Genomic DNA, 16260 nt, shown 5'->3' on the forward strand with positions numbered 1-16260 from the left:
TTATGGAGTCCTGACGTTATGGAGTGCTGGGCACGTGACGTACCGGTGCACTACGTCGAGCACGGCGACGGCGTGCCGGTCCTGGTGCTGCACGGCGCAGGCGTGGACCACCGGGAGATGCTCGGTGCCCTGGATCCGATCTTCAGCGAGCTGGCCGGCTATCGGCGCATTTACCCGGATCTGCCGGGCATGGGGCACACTCCGGCGCCGGGAACGATCAATGGCGCCGACGATGTCCTCGACGTCCTGCTCGCCTTCGTTGATGGCGTGATCGGCGACGCGCGGTTCCGGCTCCTCGGACACTCTGCCGGAGCCTACTATGCCCGCGCCATCGCCGGCAGGCGCCCGGATCAGGTGGCAGGGCTCGCTCTGATCTGTCCCCTGGTGGAAGACGTGCGGGACCTGCCTGCCACTCAGGTCCTGCACGCCTCGGTCGATCCGGACGAGACGCTCGGCGCGGCCGACGCAGGCGTATTCCGCGACTATTTCGTGGTGCAGACGCAGGCCACGCTGGACCGGTATCAGGAGTACGTGCTTCCCGGCATGGGTTTGGTCGACGAGGGCGGCCTCGAGCGGATAGGCCAGCACTGGTTGTTCAGTACCAGCCCCGGAGCGGGGCCGCCGTACACCGGCCCGGTCCTTATCGCCGTCGGACGCCAGGACTCCATGGTGGGATATGCCAGCCAATGGGATCTGCTCAGGCACTATCCACGGGCCACATTCGCCGTGCTCGACCGCGCGGGCCACGCGTTGCCGCACGAGCAGCCCGGCCTCCTCAAGGCGCTAATCGCCGAGTGGCTCGACCGGGTACACGAGCGGGACTCCTGCTAGCACGTGTTTACTTCCCCGGGGAACCTGCGGGCGGCAGCAACTGACGGTTCCTGATCTGCGATGGCCCGAAGTCCACTGTAAGCGGACGGATTTCCCAGGACCCGCTCCGTTCCCTTGCCCGGCCTTCCCCTGGGCGGCCTGGCTCCGGGTGACTCTGATATTTTGGCTTGCCCACGGCAACGTGGGGGTGCCACCGCGGGTACCTGTAACCCAGGGCTGGGGAGCTGAGGATGAAGTCATCAGGGTTGTCCACCAGCAGGTTATCTAGTAGTTCGTGGAGGGCCACGACGAGGGAGACCTGGAAGTCGCGCACGGCCTGGGGCACGTCCACGTCGAGCCCGGATACCCTGCCGCCGCCGAAAAGGACGAGCCTCTCCGCTGTTCCGGAGAATCCCTCCAGCACGGGCAGCGCGCGGAGCCAGTCGGCCGTTTTGACAACTGCCGCGGCGGGATCCGTGGCGCCCTTGGTCCAGGCGGCAACGTCGCCGGCAAGGTCGTCGAGGATGCCGATGTGCAGCAGGGTCATGTGCAGGCCCTGCGGTCTCCGGAGCCCGTCCGCGTACGCCGCGAGCTGTTCATAGTCCGCAGGACGTTCACCGATGCCGAGCACCGGAACCTCGATTGTGATGCGCGGGGGCCTCAGCATACGGACCTCCTTGGCCGCCGTCGTGATTTTCCCCTGATCCTGCCATTATGCGCTTCATAGGGTTTCCGCAAGGTTTTTGCAGCCTTCCACGCCGACCATGTGCTCGGGGAGTGCAAGCTGGATGGCTGCGGCGACGAAACCGAACAACAGTGAGGACATGCCATGGGCGAGCTACGGAAACTCGGCACGATCGGAAGCCTCGGGCTGCTGCTGTCGAGCAGCCTGATTTTCGGTTCATCACAGGCCGCACTGGCGGCCACCTGCCGTCCCGGAACGGCGGTCCCGGTGACCAACCTCGGGGGCAAGGTACTGACCGCCACAACCTTTGAGGGCAATACGCTTGCACCGTTCGTGGTTTCAAGAGCAGGCAATGGGACGGTGACGGTTGCCAGTCCAACGGCTCATACGGGAACGTGTTCGGCGCGGCTGCGGGCCACCGATACCCTCGGTTCCGTGGCGAACATGGGGTACGGCCTGGGAGCCGGTACCACCCGGGCCAGCGCCGACGCGTGGGTCAACATCGTGTCCGGCGGGCTGCGCGGGAACAACGTTCCTTATGTGCGGTTCTTCTCGGGCGCCACCCGGATCGCCGACGTCTTCCGTGACAACGCCACAGGCACGCCCTGGCTGCGGATCACCAATCCCAACGGGACGTTCTCCTACACCAAGCTATCGGTAGCGAACATGCGCCTCAACGCCTGGCACCATGTGCAGATGCAGGTCAGGGCGAACGGTGAAAAGTCCTCCGTCGAGATCTGGCTTGACGGCGCCAAGGTGTTCTCCAACAACCGTGTGGTTCTCGGCGCCACAAGCCTGAGCAAGGTCCAGTTCGGAGCCGAGCACCCCCGCCAGATGGGCGACACCTACGTCGACGACGTCGTCATCCGGAGGTAGTGCGGCCTGGGCCGTGCAGACGCGGCGCAGCGGGACCGGCCATTTGGCCAGGCGTTAATTGTCAGTGCCCCCTCTCATACTGTGGGCATGGATAACAGCACGGCTGCTGCGGAGGCGTTGGAGGCTATTAGTGTCTCCGCTTTGGCGGTGGCTGCCGAGCTGCGCAGGACTGCTGATCCTGCCGGTGCGGGCGCTGATTCGCTGTCGGATGGCGTTGACCCGCTTGGAGAGCAGGCGACGGCGTTCCTGGCCGGCCTGACCGGGGTGGCCGGGATGGAAGCCCGGCTGGCGTCCGTGAAGGTGCAGCTCGCCACCGGATACGTGGCGGCGGACGCGGCGATGGCGGCTCCGGGTGCAAGACCGCAGGCTGTTACCGTCCGGCAGATGTCGGTGATGGCGGAGGTGGCCGGTTCGCTGACCGTCAGCGAAGGGGCGGCGGCACGGTTGCTGGTTGAATCGGGCAGGCTGAGCACGAGGCTGCCGGTGACGCTGGCAGCGCTGCAGGCGGGGAACATTTCGTGGCAGCACGCCCGGATCATGTGCGACGAAACCGACGGGCTGGACCCGGTGGCCGCGGCGGCTTTTGAGGCGCACTTCCTGGACCCGGGCGTTCCCAACCCGGCCCGGGGTTGCCCGGCCGGGGAGCTGTTACCGGCGAGGTTCCGGGCCAGGGCACGGTATTGGCGGGAACGGCACCATCAGGAGAGCATCGAAACCCGCCACCGGAACAGTGCCAAGGACCGGCGGCTGGAGTACACCCCGGATCGGGATGGCATGGCGTGGATATCGGCGTATCTGCCCGCGGACCAGGCCGCCGGGATCTGGAACCGTGCCACCGCCGCGGCGCGTGGGCTTCAGGGGCCTACCGAAACCCGGACCCTGACGCAGCTGCGGGCTGATGTCGCTTCCGCCTGGCTGCTTGGCCCGGCCGCGGGAGTGGACGGCACCCGCGCAGGGTCCATCCTTGCCGGTGGGATGCCGGCCGGTGGCGTGCCGTCCCCGGCGGCGCAGGTCCTGGTCACGGTTCCGGTGTTCTCGCTGCTCGGCCAGACCGAGGAACCGGCCACACTCGACGGGTACGGGCCGATCCCGGCCTCGATGGCCCGCCGGCTGGTCGCCAACGGCGCAACATCGTTCCTGCGGGTCCTGACCGACCCGCGGGACGGGGCACCGTTGGAGATCGGACGCACCAGCTACCGGGTCAGGAAGCCGATGCGCCAATGGCTCCGGCTGCGGGACGCCAAATGCACGTTCCCCGGCTGCAACAACCACTCCCTCGACAACGACGCCGACCACATCCTCGCCTGGGCCGACGGCGGCGGCACCGGCGTCGCCAACCTCGGCCAACCCTGCCCCAAACACCACCGCCTCAAACACTGCACAGCGTGGAGACCAGTCGGCGCCACCCGGGACCATCCGCCCGGCTGGATCTCGCCGGCGGGGCGCCACTACCGCGCCGAGCAGCAGGACTGGGAACCACCGATCTGGTTCTCCGCGCTACCCGGCCAAGACATACCGGAACCGCCCGGCTGGCTAGAACCGTCCGACTGGCCCGAACCGCCACACCATCCCAGTGGCTTCGAACCTCTGGAAGCCCCCGACTACGCTGACGGTGTTCACGGGCTACCGGCGGTCTACGGTCTAGGACTACCGCTCCCACCTGATCCGTGGCCAGACTGGGGATCATCCACAGCAGCCTAGGAACATGCCCTGCCCCAAGGGAGCGGCCGGTGTCGGACAAGATACCCTCCTGCCTGCTGGCCTTGGGACCATGTCAGGTCCCACTGCTGCCACCGGCACAATGGAGGGGTGACTTCCGCACCATTCCCGCAAGACGCTCCACACGACGCACCGGCACCTTCCACACCTTTCGACCTTCAGGCCATCGGCTCCGGGCTGGTCTTTGCGGAGTCGCTGAAAGAGCTCGCGGACGTACTCCGACAGCAGGGTGCCGGCGGAGCAGCGGTGGTCCAGGCCCCGCCCGGCACCGGCAAAACGACTTTGGTGCCGCCGCTGGTGGCCAACCTTGCAGCGGCTGCCGCCGCGGAGGGGCAGCCGCGCATCGTCGTGACCCAGCCGCGCCGGGTTGCAGCCCGCTCGGCCGCACGGCGGCTCGCCGCGCTGGACGGAACGAAGCTGGGGGACAGGGTGGGCTACACCGTCCGCGGCGAAAGGCAGGCTGGCCCCGCCACCCTCATCGAGTTTGTGACACCGGGCATCCTGCTGCGGCGCCTGCTGGCTGACCCCGGACTGGAGGGCACTGATGCCGTTGTCCTTGACGAGGTTCACGAACGCGGCCTCGAAACTGATCTGCTGGTCGGCATGCTCGCCGAGGTGCGCCAGCTGCGCGGCGACCTTGTCGTCGTCGCCATGTCCGCCACCCTCGACGCCCCGCGGTTCGCCGCCTTGCTCGGGGCAGATCCCGGCAGCCCCCAGGACGGGGAGGCCGACGGCGGGGGGCCGGTTCCCGTCGTCGACTGCCCTTCTGCGCTTCACCCGCTGGAAACCGCCTGGGTGCCTGCTCCCGTGGCGCGCCTGGACGGACGCGGGGTGACGCGCGCCTTCCTGGACCATGTGGCGGATACCGCCGCCGCCTCACACGCCGAAGCCCTCGCCGGCGACCCCGGCACTGATGCGCTGGTGTTCGTGCCGGGCGTTTGGGAGGTGTCGCATGTGGCCGGCCGGCTGCGCACTCGGGTGGGTCCCGGCGTCGAAATCGTGGAACTGCACGGACAGGTCAGCCCGGCGGCCCAGGACCGTGCCGTGTCCGGCCGCAATCAGGAGGATCCTGCCCGGATCATCGTGTCCACGGCGTTGGCCGAATCGTCCCTGACGGTGCCGGGCGTCCGGCTGGTGGTCGACGCCGGTCTGTCCCGCGAACCGCGCCGCGACGCCGGACGCGGCATGACGGGCCTGGTCACCGTCTCCTGTTCCCGGGCCTCAGCGGAACAGCGCGCCGGCCGTGCAGCGCGGCAGGCGCCGGGGAAGGTCGTCCGGTGCTATGACCAGAAGAGTCTGGGGGCGGCACCTGCGCACCAGACTCCCGAGATCGCGGTGTCCGACCTCACCGGAGCGGCCCTGATCCTGGCCTGCTGGGGCGCACCCGGCGGCCGGGGGCTTGCCCTGCCGGACGCGCCGCCGCAGTCGGCAATGGCAGACGCCGTCGAGGTGCTCCGGGAACTTGGCGCAGTGGAGGAGGACGGCCATGCCACGGAGCTGGGCAAGGCGCTTGCGCGCATCCCCGCCGATCCCCGTTTGGGACGCGCCCTGCTGGTCGGGTCGGCACTGCTGGGCGGGCGGAAGACTGGCGGCTGTTCGGCGGCGGAGGTCGTTGCCGCCGTGGCAGGCGACCAGCGCGCCACCGGAGCCGACCTGCCCCGCCTGGTTTCAACACTCCGCAACGGCAAGGATCCCGCCGCCAGGCGGTGGGCCGAGGAGGCCAGACGGATGGGCACACTGGCACGTCAGGCAGCGACCGGCGTCGGACTTCCACGGGTGCAGGTGCCGGCAGGAACCGCCGAGCAGGTCGGCTTGGTCGTGGCCCTCGCTTTTCCGGACCGGGTGGCACGCCGCGTTCCCGGGGACGGCCCGGAGCGCTATCTACTGACCTCCGGCACCCGCGCCGGGCTGCCCGCCGGCAGCCCGCTTGCCGGTCACGAATGGCTGGCTGTGGCTGAGGTTGCACGGGCGGGCGGGCGGGACGCCGCCGGGACCGGCGCGGTGATCCGCTCGGCCGCACCGCTCACGGCGGACACAGCAGAGGCCGCCGCCGCTCACCTGCTGCGCGACACGGTGGAGGCCTCATTCAGCCAAGGGAGGGTGACAGCCCGCCGGGAGCGGCGGCTGGGCGCCATCGTGCTTTCCTCCACGCCGGTGCGTGCCTCCGCGGCAGAGGGTCGCGCCGCCGTGGCCCGGGCCTTGGAGGAGCAGGGGCTCGGAGTCATCGGATGGTCGACGGCGGCGGAGGCGATTCGCCGCCGGCTCGCCTTGCTGCACCGGGAACTGGGCGCTCCCTGGCCGGACATGTCCGAGCAGGCCCTGCTGGCCCACCTCGATGACTGGCTTGGTCCGGAGCTCGAGGCGCTGGCCGGAGGGGCCCCGACCTCCGGCATCGATCTGACGGAACCGTTGCGGCGGCTGCTGCCCTGGCCGGACGCCGCCCGGCTGGGCGAGCTCGCCCCGGAGTTTCTGGAGGTGCCCAGCGGTTCCCGCGTCCGGATTGATTACCCGGCGGCCGCGGACGACGGCGGCAGGCCCGTGGTCGCGGTCAAGCTCCAGGAATGCTTCGGCTGGGACAGGACGCCGCGGGTGGCGGATGGAAGGGTGGCGGTGCAGTTTCACCTGCTGTCGCCGGCCCGGCGGCCGCTGGCCGTCACGGATGACCTCGCCTCGTTCTGGTCGGGGCCCTATGCGCAGGTCCGCGCCGAGATGCGCGGCCGCTATCCCAAGCACCCCTGGCCCGAAGATCCCTGGACCGCGACGGCCACCGCACGGACAAAGACCCGGAAATAATTACCGCCCTGAGGCCACACCGATCAGCCGGGCGTAGAGGGCCAGATGGTCATCGACCATGCGCTCGGTGCTGAAGCGGTCTTCAGCTTCGGCCCGGACTGTCGGCCGGTCGAGGTCCGACGCCCGTATCAGGAAACCGGCCAGTTCCTCCGGTGACGAGCCCAGGTAGCCGGTGACGCCGTCGTCGACGATCTCTGGCGCCGAGCCCATACGTGTGGCGACCACCGGGGTGCCGGTGGCCATCGCCTCAATCATCACCAGGCCGAACGGCTCCATCCACTGGATGGGGTTGAGCAGGGCGACGGCGGCACCCAGCAGCTCGTACTTGTCGTCGCCGCCCACTTCACCGAGGAACTCCACGTCAGGTCGCAGCATCGGCTCCACGACGTCGTGGAAGTACTGCACCTCAGCGGGCTCCCGCATCTTCGCAGCGATGCGGAGCGGGATACCTGCCAGCCGGGCCATCGTGATGGCCTCCACCACGCCCTTGTCGGGACACATCCGGCCGAGGAAACACGCGTAGCCGCCCTGCCCCTGCCCTACCGGAACAGCGGCCACCTCCATGCCGTGCGGGATGACGGCCGCGACCCGGTCGGCCAGCGCAGTGCTCACCTGGCTCCTGGAGATGGCGATCAGAGTTGTGTCCCGTGCTGCTGCACCATAAACGGCGGTGTAGGAGGGGTTCAGGTCGCTGTGAAGCGTGGTCACCACCGGCAGCCCCTCGGGGCGTCCCCGGTAGAGCGGGCCGGCCAGGGTGTGGTCATGGACCAGGTCCACCATGCCGTCCATCCCGGCATAGGCGTTAATGACGTGGCTGAGTTCAGAAGAGGTGAATCCCACGAGGTCAGGCTCGGAAGTGCGCATCCCGGGGAGCTGCGTCACCGGGCAGGTGCTGTCCGCCGGGGCGGCGAGCAGCACCTCGTGCCCTGCCCTGGCAAATCCCCTGGCGAGGGCATCAACCACTAGCTCGATGCCTCCGTACCCCGTGGGGGGAATCGGATACCAAGGCCCCGCAATTAAACCGATACGCATCCGTAGCTCCCTTGTTGTCCGGATGTTCTGAGACCGTCTTAACTACTGAGACCATTCAGTTGTGGGTGGGACAAGCGCGTTTGCTATGGCGCCGGGTTTGTCAGGGCGCCATCAGCCGCGCCAGCGGCGGACGGGGCTCGTGCAGCAGAGTCAGGCCCTGGCGCAGGCCGTCGATGGACCCTTCCGTGCCGGTGGCTTGAACGGTGATCCGGGAATTGTCCATTTGCACGTGGTCTGCCCTGAAGCTGCCGAACGCAGCAGGAAGCACGGGGGCCAGGCAGACCTCTTCGCGGGGAAGCAGGGGATCGAAGCGGAGCAGGATCCGCATCAGGTGCACCGGCGCGGCTGAGGCCCAGGCCTGCGGCGAGCAGGACGTGGGGAAGGGGACCGGTTCAGGGAAATCGTCCCGCGGAAACCCGCAGAGGAGTTCCGGCAGCCGCCCGTCGAACTTTTCCGCCGCATCAAACAGGCCCATGGCAATCCGCGTGGCCTCCTCGACGAACCCGTACCGCATCAGTCCGCCGGCTATCAGGGCCGTGTCGTGCGGCCACACCGAACCGTTGTGGTAGCTGACCGGGTTGTAGGCGCCCATGTCAGAGGCGAGCGTCCGGATTCCCCAGCCCGTGAACATCTCCGGCGACATGAGCCGCTCTGCCACCAGGGGCGCCTTGTCCGCGTCCACGATGGCCGACCACAGGCAGTGGCCCATGTTGGATGTGCAGGCATCCACCGGCTGCTTGTCCTTGTCCAGGGCCACGGCAAAGTACCCCTTTTTGGGGAGCCAGAATTTCTCGTTGAACTCGGCCTTGATGTCGGCGGCCCGGTTGTTCCATTTGGACGCCAGTTCCGTGTCACCCAGCTGCTGGGCGAGCAGCGCGCGTCCGAGGTAGGCGCCGTAGACGTAGCCCTGGACCTCGCACAGCGCTATGGGGGCCTCCGCCATCCGGCCGTCGGCGAAGTTGATGCCGTCCCAGGAATCCTTCCAGCCCTGGTTCAGCAGTCCGTGCTCGTTGGCGCGCTGGTATTCCACGAAGCCGTCGCCGTCACGGTCGCCGTACCGCTCCACCCACTCCAGGGCCCGGTCCGCATGCGGCAGGAGCGATTCCAGCAGGTCACCCGCCAGCCCCCAGCGTCCCAGCTCCGCCAACAGTGCCACGAACAGGGGCGTGGCATCGGCGGTGCCGTAGTACGCCTGGCTGCCGCCGAGTGCCAGCCCGGCGGTGACGCCCAGCCGCACCTCGTGCAGGATCCTGCCCGGCTCCTCCTCGGTATCCGGATCAACTTTCTCCCCTTGCAGCGAGGCCAGGGTCTGGAGTGTCCCGGCCGCAAGCTTCGGATCCACCGCCAGCGCCATGTAGGAGGACAGGATGGAGTCCCGGCCGAACAGCGCCATGAACCACGGGGCGCCGGCGGCGACGGCGGCCCGTTCGGGATGGTCGGGATCGAAGATCCGGAGGGCGCCGAGGTCCTCCTGGCTGCGGGTGAGGACCTTTTCCACGTTCTTGTCCGTCACGGTGAGCCGCGGGACATGTTCCTCCCAGGCCGCGTAGCGCTGCGCGCCGACATGAAGGGCCGTCTCATGCGTGAAGGGTTCCTCAGGCCCGGCGCCGTCCACCAGGGGAGTGGTGAAGACGGTGGCGGTCCAGTTACCGCGGGGGGCCAGTTCGGCGTCGAACGTCAGGGCATCCTCGGTGGCCGCTGCTCCCTGGGCGCTGATGACCACGCCGCGGTGGACGCCGTTGCGGATGGCGTCTATCTGCAGGGCGTCCGCCCGGACCTTCCGGCTGTGTTCCGCGGAGGGAACCACCTTTCCGCCCTTGACGTCGAACAGGTCGCTCAGGTCAGCGTCCACCCTGATCTGGATGCGGCAGGTCAGCGGCTTCTCCGAGTAGTTATGGACCTTGATGTCGTCCCGCAGCCCCGGCCCGACCTGCCGGCTGTGCTCAACCACCAGCGGGCTTTCCACTGCGCCGTTGGCGCCGCGGGGCCTGCCCACGAACACTGCGCGGTAGGGCTCACGGGTCTGGCCGGACAGCGGTTCCAGCGGAACGCCGTCGACCGTCAGCTGCCAGCGGGACAGAATCCGGGTGTCCTGGTAGAAAGCGCCCTGCGGCTGGCCGGGAAACACGTCCCCGCTCTCGGCGGAGATGCAGAAGGAGGAGCCCTCCACCACGGTCACCGCCGTCAGTCCGGATGATCCTGCACCGATATTTTCATTCCACGCACTCATCGACTGCTCCCTGGCGACTGGTCGGATGGCATGGGCCGGCCCTGCGGCCACGTTATCCATCGTCCCCCTACCGGGATGAGGCCGCAACGGGTGATTCCTCTTCGGCGGGGCTGCCCCGCAGAGCCGCACCGCCGCGCCGTCGGACTCCTGCTGAGGGGCCGTGACCCCTTGCTGAACAGCGGCTTTAGGTGTCGAATCTTCTTACTAAGGCCGCTTGGCGGCTCACGACTAGCACGCCGGGAGATGGTCATGTCGGTAAAAGGCACTAACGGCCGGGGCAAGGGTCCGGGCCGGGGCAGTTCCGATCTCCGGCGTGCGGACGCGTCGGCTGGAGCGCCGGTGGACAAGCCGGAGGGCATCCGCAACGTCGCGCTGGTGGGACACTCGGGGGCCGGCAAAACCCTGCTGCTCGAGGCCCTGCTCGCCGCCGCCGGGACCATCCCGCGGATGGGTTCCATCGTTGACGGCAACACGGTCAGCGACGCGGAACCGTCGGAGATCCACCAGCAGCGCTCCGTGGTCCTGTCCGTGGCGCCGCTGATTTACGACGGCGTCAAGGTGAACCTGCTGGACACGCCGGGTTACGGCGATTTCACCGGGGAGCTGCGGGCGGGGCTGCGCGCTGCGGACGCGGCGCTGTTTGTGGTCTCGGCCGTGGACGGCATAGACGCCGCCACCACCGCGCTGTGGGCGGAGTGCGCCCAGCTGGATACACCGCGGGCCGTGGTGATTACGCGGCTCGACCACCCGCGGGCCAATTTCGAGGCCGCCCTTGCCGCCTGCCAGCGTGCCTTCGGACAGTCCGTGGTGCCTGCCTACCTTCCGGTCCGCGCTGACGGCAGCGTCAGCGGGCTGCTGGGCCTGCTGTCAGGGCAGGTTTCCGAGTACGACGGCGAGTCCCCGGAGCCCGCGGTCCGGGACGCCAGTGCCGATGAGCGTGCCGCGGCCGAATCCGAGCGCGGCATGCTCATCGAAGGAATCATCTCCGAGAGCGAGGATGAGTCCCTGATGGACCGCTACCTCGGCGGTGAGGATATCGACGTCGACGTCCTGGTGGGTGACCTCGAAACGGCTGTGGCCCGGGGTTCGTTCTTTCCCGTTCTGGCGGCGTCGGCCGAAACCGGCCTGGGGATGACCGAGCTGCTGGACATGCTGACCCGCGCCTTCCCGACGCCACTGGAGCGCGCCGTGCCGGACGTGACCGACCTCGCCGGGGAGCCGGCAGGACCGCTGACGTGCGACCCGGAGGGGCCGCTGGCGGCCGAGGTGGTGCGCACCACCATCGACCCGTTCCTGGGGCGGGTGTGCCTGGTGCGCGTCTTTTCCGGCACGCTGCGCGAGGATTCGGCGGTGCACGTGAGCGGCCGCGGGCTGGCCGAACGCGGACACGAGGACCACGACAGCGACGAGCGGCTGGCCCACCTGTATTCGCCGCTGGGGGCAAACCTGCGGCCCGTTCCGTATTGCGTGGCCGGTGACATCTGCGCCATCACCAAGATTGGCAGCGCCGAGACCGGCGACACCGTGTCGGCGAAGGATTCGCCGCTGCTGATCACCGCCTGGGACATGCCGGAGCCGCTCATGCCGGTCGCCGTCGAGGCCGCCACCCGCAGTGACGAGGACGCCCTCGCCAAGAGCCTGGGCAAGGTGGCCGCCGGCGATCCGACCCTCAGGGTGGAGCGCAACTCGGAAACCCACCAGCTGATCCTGTGGTGCATGGGGGAGGCGCACGGCGAGGTGGTCCTGGACAGGCTGCGCGACCAGGGCGTGAAACTGCAGACCGTGGCTGTGGTGACCCCGCTGCGGGAAACGTTTGCCGCGCCCGCCGCCGGACACGGGCGCTACGTCAAGCAGTCCGGCGGCCACGGCCAGTACGCCATCTGCGACATCGAGGTGGAGGCGCTGGAACGCGGGGCGGGCTTCGAGTTCGTGGACAAGACCGTGGGCGGGGTGGTGCCGAACCAGTTCATCGGCTCGGTGGAGAAGGGCGTGCGGTCGCAGATGCAGAAGGGTGTCTCGGCCGGCTTCCCGGTAGTGGACATCCGGGTCACTTTGGTCGGCGGCAAGGCGCACAGCGTTGACTCCTCCGACGCCGCGTTCCAGTCCGCCGGGGCACTGGCGCTGCGGGAGGCTGCAGCCGCCGGCCGCATCCAACTGCTGGAGCCGGTCTCCTCCGTCACCATCAGCATCCCCGACGAATACGTGGGGTCTGTCATGAGCGACCTCTCGTCGCGCCGTGGCCGGCTCACGGGCACGACGTCGTCCGGCGGCGACGTCACGGAGGTCACCGCCGAGGTCCCGGACGGGGAACTCCTTAGGTATGCGGTCCAGCTCCGGGCTTTGACCGCCGGAACCGGCAGGTTCCGCCGCAGCTACCTGCGGCACGAACCGGTTCCTGGGAACGTGGCGCCGGCGGCCGCGAACGCCTGAGGGCTGCCTGGAGACTGGGGCGCCCGCAATGGAAAAACCGCACCGGGCACCTAACCCGTTCGGCGTGCTAACCCTGGTGCTCGCCGTCGTCGGTCCACTTTGCCTGGCCGGGTGCACCGGAGCGGATGAAAAAGCCCCCACCCCGACAGTTTCGGTGACTGAGACCGCCGCGGCCTCCACCGGGAGCCAGAGCCAAACCCCTCAGGCCAGTCAAAGGATCCGTATCTACACGGATCCTCCGATGCCGGGGGCACCGACCGGCGTGCTCAACGCCCTCGCGGACAAGGTCAATGAGTTTGCGAGTGCTTATCCGGAGACGTTCTCCGGTGCCTACTTCGCGTCGGATTATTCGAAGGTGTACGTCGGGGTGGCCGAACCGCGCCACGCGGCCGCGACGGCTTACGAGGAACTGGCAACGAAAATGGACCCCGGCCGCCGCCGCATCGTCACAGTGGACGTCAAATGGTCCTGGTCCGAGCTTGATGCCGTCAAAAACGTCATCGTGCAGAAGTACCTTGTGCCGGCGGAGGGGGGTATCCAGTCCGTTGGGCTGAATACCTCCATAGACTCGGTCGTTGTCGGCGTACTCAGGCAACCGGGGGACGTGGCTTTGACGGACAACCCGACGCTGGCGGAAATTGCCCGGCGCTACGGCGACGTGGTCGTGTTCCGTGAGGAGAGCGGCCCCATAACCGCCGCCGCGAAGTAGAACACGGCGAGGTGCCTTGCGGAGTTCTAACCTCCCGCAGGACTGTGAGCGCGGAGGAACGCGGCGACCGGTGCCCCGAGCGAGGCGCCGATGTCCTCGGCGCTGCGCTTGTTTCCGGCAACCGCGAACGAATGGTCGCCGCCCTCGCACCACTGCAGCGTGGCGGTCGGCCCGATCCGGGAGACCACGCCTTCCAGCAGCTCCCGGGTGGCGAAGGTGTCGCGCGTCCCCTGGAGGAACAGCATGGGGGTTTCCACCCCGTAGAGGTGCTCGTCGCGGATCTTCTCCGGCTTGCCCGGTGGGTGCAGCGGGTAGCCGAGGTAGACCAGTCCGGCCGCGGGCATCCCCTCGGCCACAGCCATGGAGGCCATCCGGCCGCCGAACGACTTCCCGGCCGCCCATACCGGCTCGGCTTCCCCGGCGGACCGGGAGCGGGCCGCCGCCTCGGCCATCGCGGCCCGCCACGTGGCAATCGCAGCGGGCGGACGGTCGGGGAACTTCCGGCCCGCCTCGCGGTAGGGGAAGTTGAAGCGCAAGGTGGCCACGCCGTCGTCGTTAAGGGCTGCCGTGAAGCCGCGCATGAACGGATGTTCCATGCCCGCCCCGGCGCCATGGGCCAGCACCAGGGTTGCGAACGGATTGGCCGGCCGAGCGTAGGCGCCGGAGACATGGCCATCGCCGACGGCGATGGTGACGGGGGTATCAGCAGTGGGCATGACTCCATCATGCCCGATCGGGAGGGACTGGTCCGGGCGCACATCCGGACGCCTGTGATGCACAGGCCAGGCACAGGCGGGCAAAAGTCTCCAGCCAGCTCCGAACCGGACCGTTGATACAGAATCCGGATACGCCGGCAACAGAGAAACACCCGCCAGGAGGAACAATCATGATCGTGTACCGGCCCATCGCACCCTTGACGATCGGCAGCGGCAGGCTCGGCGCGGCGCTTCTTGCCATGCTGGTCGCGGCTTTCTGCGGCACCGCGGCCTTCAGCCCCGATGACGTCGGCGGGAGTTCTCAGGAAGCCGGGACAACCCTGAGCCAGGCGTAGTCCTGCGGCCGCAGCACCAGTCCCTCATCGATCCGAACCGGTTCCTCTGAGAACAGGTCCAAAGCTTCCGCCGCGAACCCGGACAGTGTTTCCGCCGAGACCACCTGCGGGTTTTCACTGAAGTTGGCCAGGGCCAGGACCACCGTTCCCTCGCCCGGCCGCTGGTACCCCAGCACGGCGGGGTTGTTCGTGGTGAACGGAACCAGGCGGGTGCCGGCCAGCTCCGGTGTGCCGGCACGGACCTCAGCCAGCCGCCGCAACCCCGCATACACGGCACCCTCGGGGGTGGCCGGGTCCAGGCGCCTGGCGTACTTTTCGGCGGGGAACTGCGGCCGGTGCACCCACCGGCTGTCGGCCTCGTGGCCGTCCTCCTGCGCATACCCGTAGTCATTGAGCTGTCCCACCTCGTCGCCCAGGTAGAGCAGCGGGATGCCGCCGGTGCTGAAGGCCACCGAGTGGGTCAGCAGGACGCGGCGGATCGCCTCCGCGGAACCGTCCTCCAGGCCGCTCAGCGACGCCGTGGTGCCGGAGATGCGGCAGTCGCCGGTGCGCGGGTTGTCCTGGAACGGCACCCCGTGGGCGAAGCTGCCGGGGAACCGGTTGACGTAGAACGAGTTCAGGAACCGGCGGTGGTCGAAGCCGTTGATGCCGAATTCGGCCGCATCCTCGTCGGCAAAGGTCCAGCCGATGTCATCGTGGCTCCGCACGTAGTTCACCCAGGACGTCCCCGGCGCGATGTTGTGCCGCCGCTCGAGGGCCTGGGCCAGCAGCGACACGTTCCGCGTGGCCAGGGCCTCCCAGGTCAGCGCCATCTGCAGCGGGTTGTAGGAAAGCTGGCACTCGGCCGGATCGATGTACAGGGCCACTTCATCCGGGTGCACGATCGCCTCGGATTTGAACAGCAGCGACGGCGCCGCGAGCCGGCAGACGGCGTTGAAGGCCTGCAGCAACGTGTGCGCCTCGGGCAGGCTCTCGCACGGCGTGCCCAGCTGCTTCCAGATGAACGCCACGGCGTCCATCCGGAGAATGTCCACGCCCAGGTTGGCCAGGAACAGCATCTCGCCGGCCATGGCACGGAAGACTTCCGGATTGGAGTAGTTCAGGTCCCACTGGAATGTGTGGAAGGTGGCCCAGACCCACCGGCCGTCGGGCAGCTGCACGAAGGAGCCGGGGTGGTCTTCGGGGAAGATCTCGCGCACGTCCCGTTCGAACGCGTCGGGCATGGCGCGGTCCGGGAAGATCCAGTAGTAGTCGCTGTAGCGCGGATCGCCCGCGGCGGCCCGCTGCGCCCACTCGTGCTCATTGGAGGTGTGGTTGAAGATGAAGTCCACCACCAGGCTGATGCCGTTGTCACGCAGTTCTGCGGCGAGAGCCCGCAACTGGTCCATGGTGCCGAGCTTCGGGTTGACCTCGCGGTAACTGGAGACGGCATAGCCGCCGTCGGACAGCGGTTCCGGGGCGAGGAACAGCGGCATCAGGTGCAGGTAGGTGAGGCCCAGTTCCTTGAAATAGGGGATGCGTGCACGGACCCCTTCCAGGTCCGCCGCGTACCGGTCCACGTAGCAGACGCCGCCGAGCATGCGGTTGGACTGGAACCACTCGCTGTTGCCTTCGCGGACTGCGTCGAGCTCCTTCAGGTCCGCGGGCCGGTCCCGCCAGGAACGGGCAATCTCCAGGGCCAGGTCGGCCAGCTGCTTATCAACGTCCGGCCGCGATCCGTAGAGCGAACGGAACAGCCTGGACAGGTCAGGGAAATGCCGGTCGAAGCGCTGCTCCAGTGCGGTCCAGTCCCCGCTGCCCGGTGCCAGCCCGGCCTGCTCAGCCGCCGTATAGAACAGCTGGGGTCCACCGGATTCCCGGGCGGCAAATGGTCCTTGGGTAGCGTCCAGACTCGCGGATTCAACCATGGAACGGGACTCCTTCGA

12 protein-coding genes are annotated in these 16260 nt (G+C 68.5%); 7 read left to right on the top strand and 5 right to left on the bottom strand.

All coding sequences use genetic code 11. The features are described 5' to 3' along the window. Positions 1–18 precede the first annotated feature (18 nt). Positions 19–831, top strand: coding sequence for an alpha/beta fold hydrolase (locus ACFRAH_RS01135; protein ID WP_377989075.1), 813 nt, complete (start codon positions 19–21; stop codon positions 829–831). Between the two features lie 7 nt (positions 832–838). Here the strand turns inward: ACFRAH_RS01135 and ACFRAH_RS01140 are convergent, their stop codons facing one another. After that, positions 839–1477, bottom strand: coding sequence for a hypothetical protein (locus ACFRAH_RS01140; RefSeq protein WP_377989076.1), 639 nt, complete (start codon positions 1475–1477; stop codon positions 839–841). A 162-nt stretch (positions 1478–1639) separates the two neighbouring features. Between ACFRAH_RS01140 and ACFRAH_RS01145 the strand changes: the two genes are divergently transcribed. The 3 genes from ACFRAH_RS01145 (at position 1640) to hrpB (ending at position 6883) form a co-directional block, all read left to right on the top strand. Continuing rightward, positions 1640–2371, top strand: a complete 732-nt coding sequence (locus ACFRAH_RS01145) for a hypothetical protein (protein WP_377989077.1) — start codon at positions 1640–1642, stop codon at positions 2369–2371. A gap of 87 nt (positions 2372–2458) precedes the next feature. After that, a complete protein-coding gene (locus ACFRAH_RS01150; protein WP_377989078.1) occupies positions 2459–4072 on the top strand; it encodes a DUF222 domain-containing protein in 1614 nt (537 codons plus the stop codon). A gap of 108 nt (positions 4073–4180) precedes the next feature. After that, entirely contained in the window at positions 4181–6883 is a 2703-nt protein-coding gene (gene hrpB, locus ACFRAH_RS01155) for an ATP-dependent helicase HrpB (protein WP_377989079.1), read from the top strand. Here hrpB and ACFRAH_RS01160 read toward each other — a convergent pair whose 3' ends face one another. Together ACFRAH_RS01160 and ACFRAH_RS01165 are read right to left on the bottom strand one after the other, a co-directional pair. Continuing rightward, complete coding sequence (locus tag ACFRAH_RS01160; protein WP_377989080.1) at positions 6884–7915, bottom strand: glycosyltransferase family 4 protein; 1032 nt, start codon at positions 7913–7915, stop codon at positions 6884–6886. 100 nt (positions 7916–8015) lie between these two features. Next, a complete protein-coding gene (locus ACFRAH_RS01165) occupies positions 8016–10145 on the bottom strand; it encodes a glycogen debranching N-terminal domain-containing protein (protein WP_377989081.1) in 2130 nt (709 codons plus the stop codon). Positions 10146–10394: 249 nt separating this feature from the next. Between ACFRAH_RS01165 and ACFRAH_RS01170 the strand changes: the two genes are divergently transcribed. After that, positions 10395–12575, top strand: coding sequence for an elongation factor G-like protein EF-G2 (locus tag ACFRAH_RS01170; RefSeq protein WP_377989082.1), 2181 nt, complete (start codon positions 10395–10397; stop codon positions 12573–12575). Positions 12576–12729: 154 nt separating this feature from the next. After that, complete coding sequence (locus ACFRAH_RS01175) at positions 12730–13284, top strand: hypothetical protein (protein WP_377989083.1); 555 nt, start codon at positions 12730–12732, stop codon at positions 13282–13284. A 26-nt stretch (positions 13285–13310) separates the two neighbouring features. Here ACFRAH_RS01175 and ACFRAH_RS01180 read toward each other — a convergent pair whose 3' ends face one another. Beyond that, positions 13311–14000, bottom strand: coding sequence for an alpha/beta family hydrolase (locus ACFRAH_RS01180; protein ID WP_377989084.1), 690 nt, complete (start codon positions 13998–14000; stop codon positions 13311–13313). 170 nt (positions 14001–14170) lie between these two features. Between ACFRAH_RS01180 and ACFRAH_RS01185 the strand changes: the two genes are divergently transcribed. Then, complete coding sequence (locus ACFRAH_RS01185) at positions 14171–14335, top strand: hypothetical protein (protein WP_377989085.1); 165 nt, start codon at positions 14171–14173, stop codon at positions 14333–14335. On the opposite strand, the gene ACFRAH_RS01190 is transcribed toward ACFRAH_RS01185, so the two are convergent. Then, entirely contained in the window at positions 14302–16242 is a 1941-nt protein-coding gene (locus tag ACFRAH_RS01190; RefSeq protein WP_377989086.1) for an alpha-amylase family protein, read from the bottom strand. The two genes, ACFRAH_RS01185 and ACFRAH_RS01190, sit on opposite strands and share 34 nt — an antisense overlap. Positions 16243–16260 lie beyond the last annotated feature (18 nt).

Origin of the sequence: Arthrobacter sp. NPDC056727, from assembly GCF_042790555.1 — a bacterium.
GTDB lineage: Bacteria > Actinomycetota > Actinomycetes > Actinomycetales > Micrococcaceae > Arthrobacter.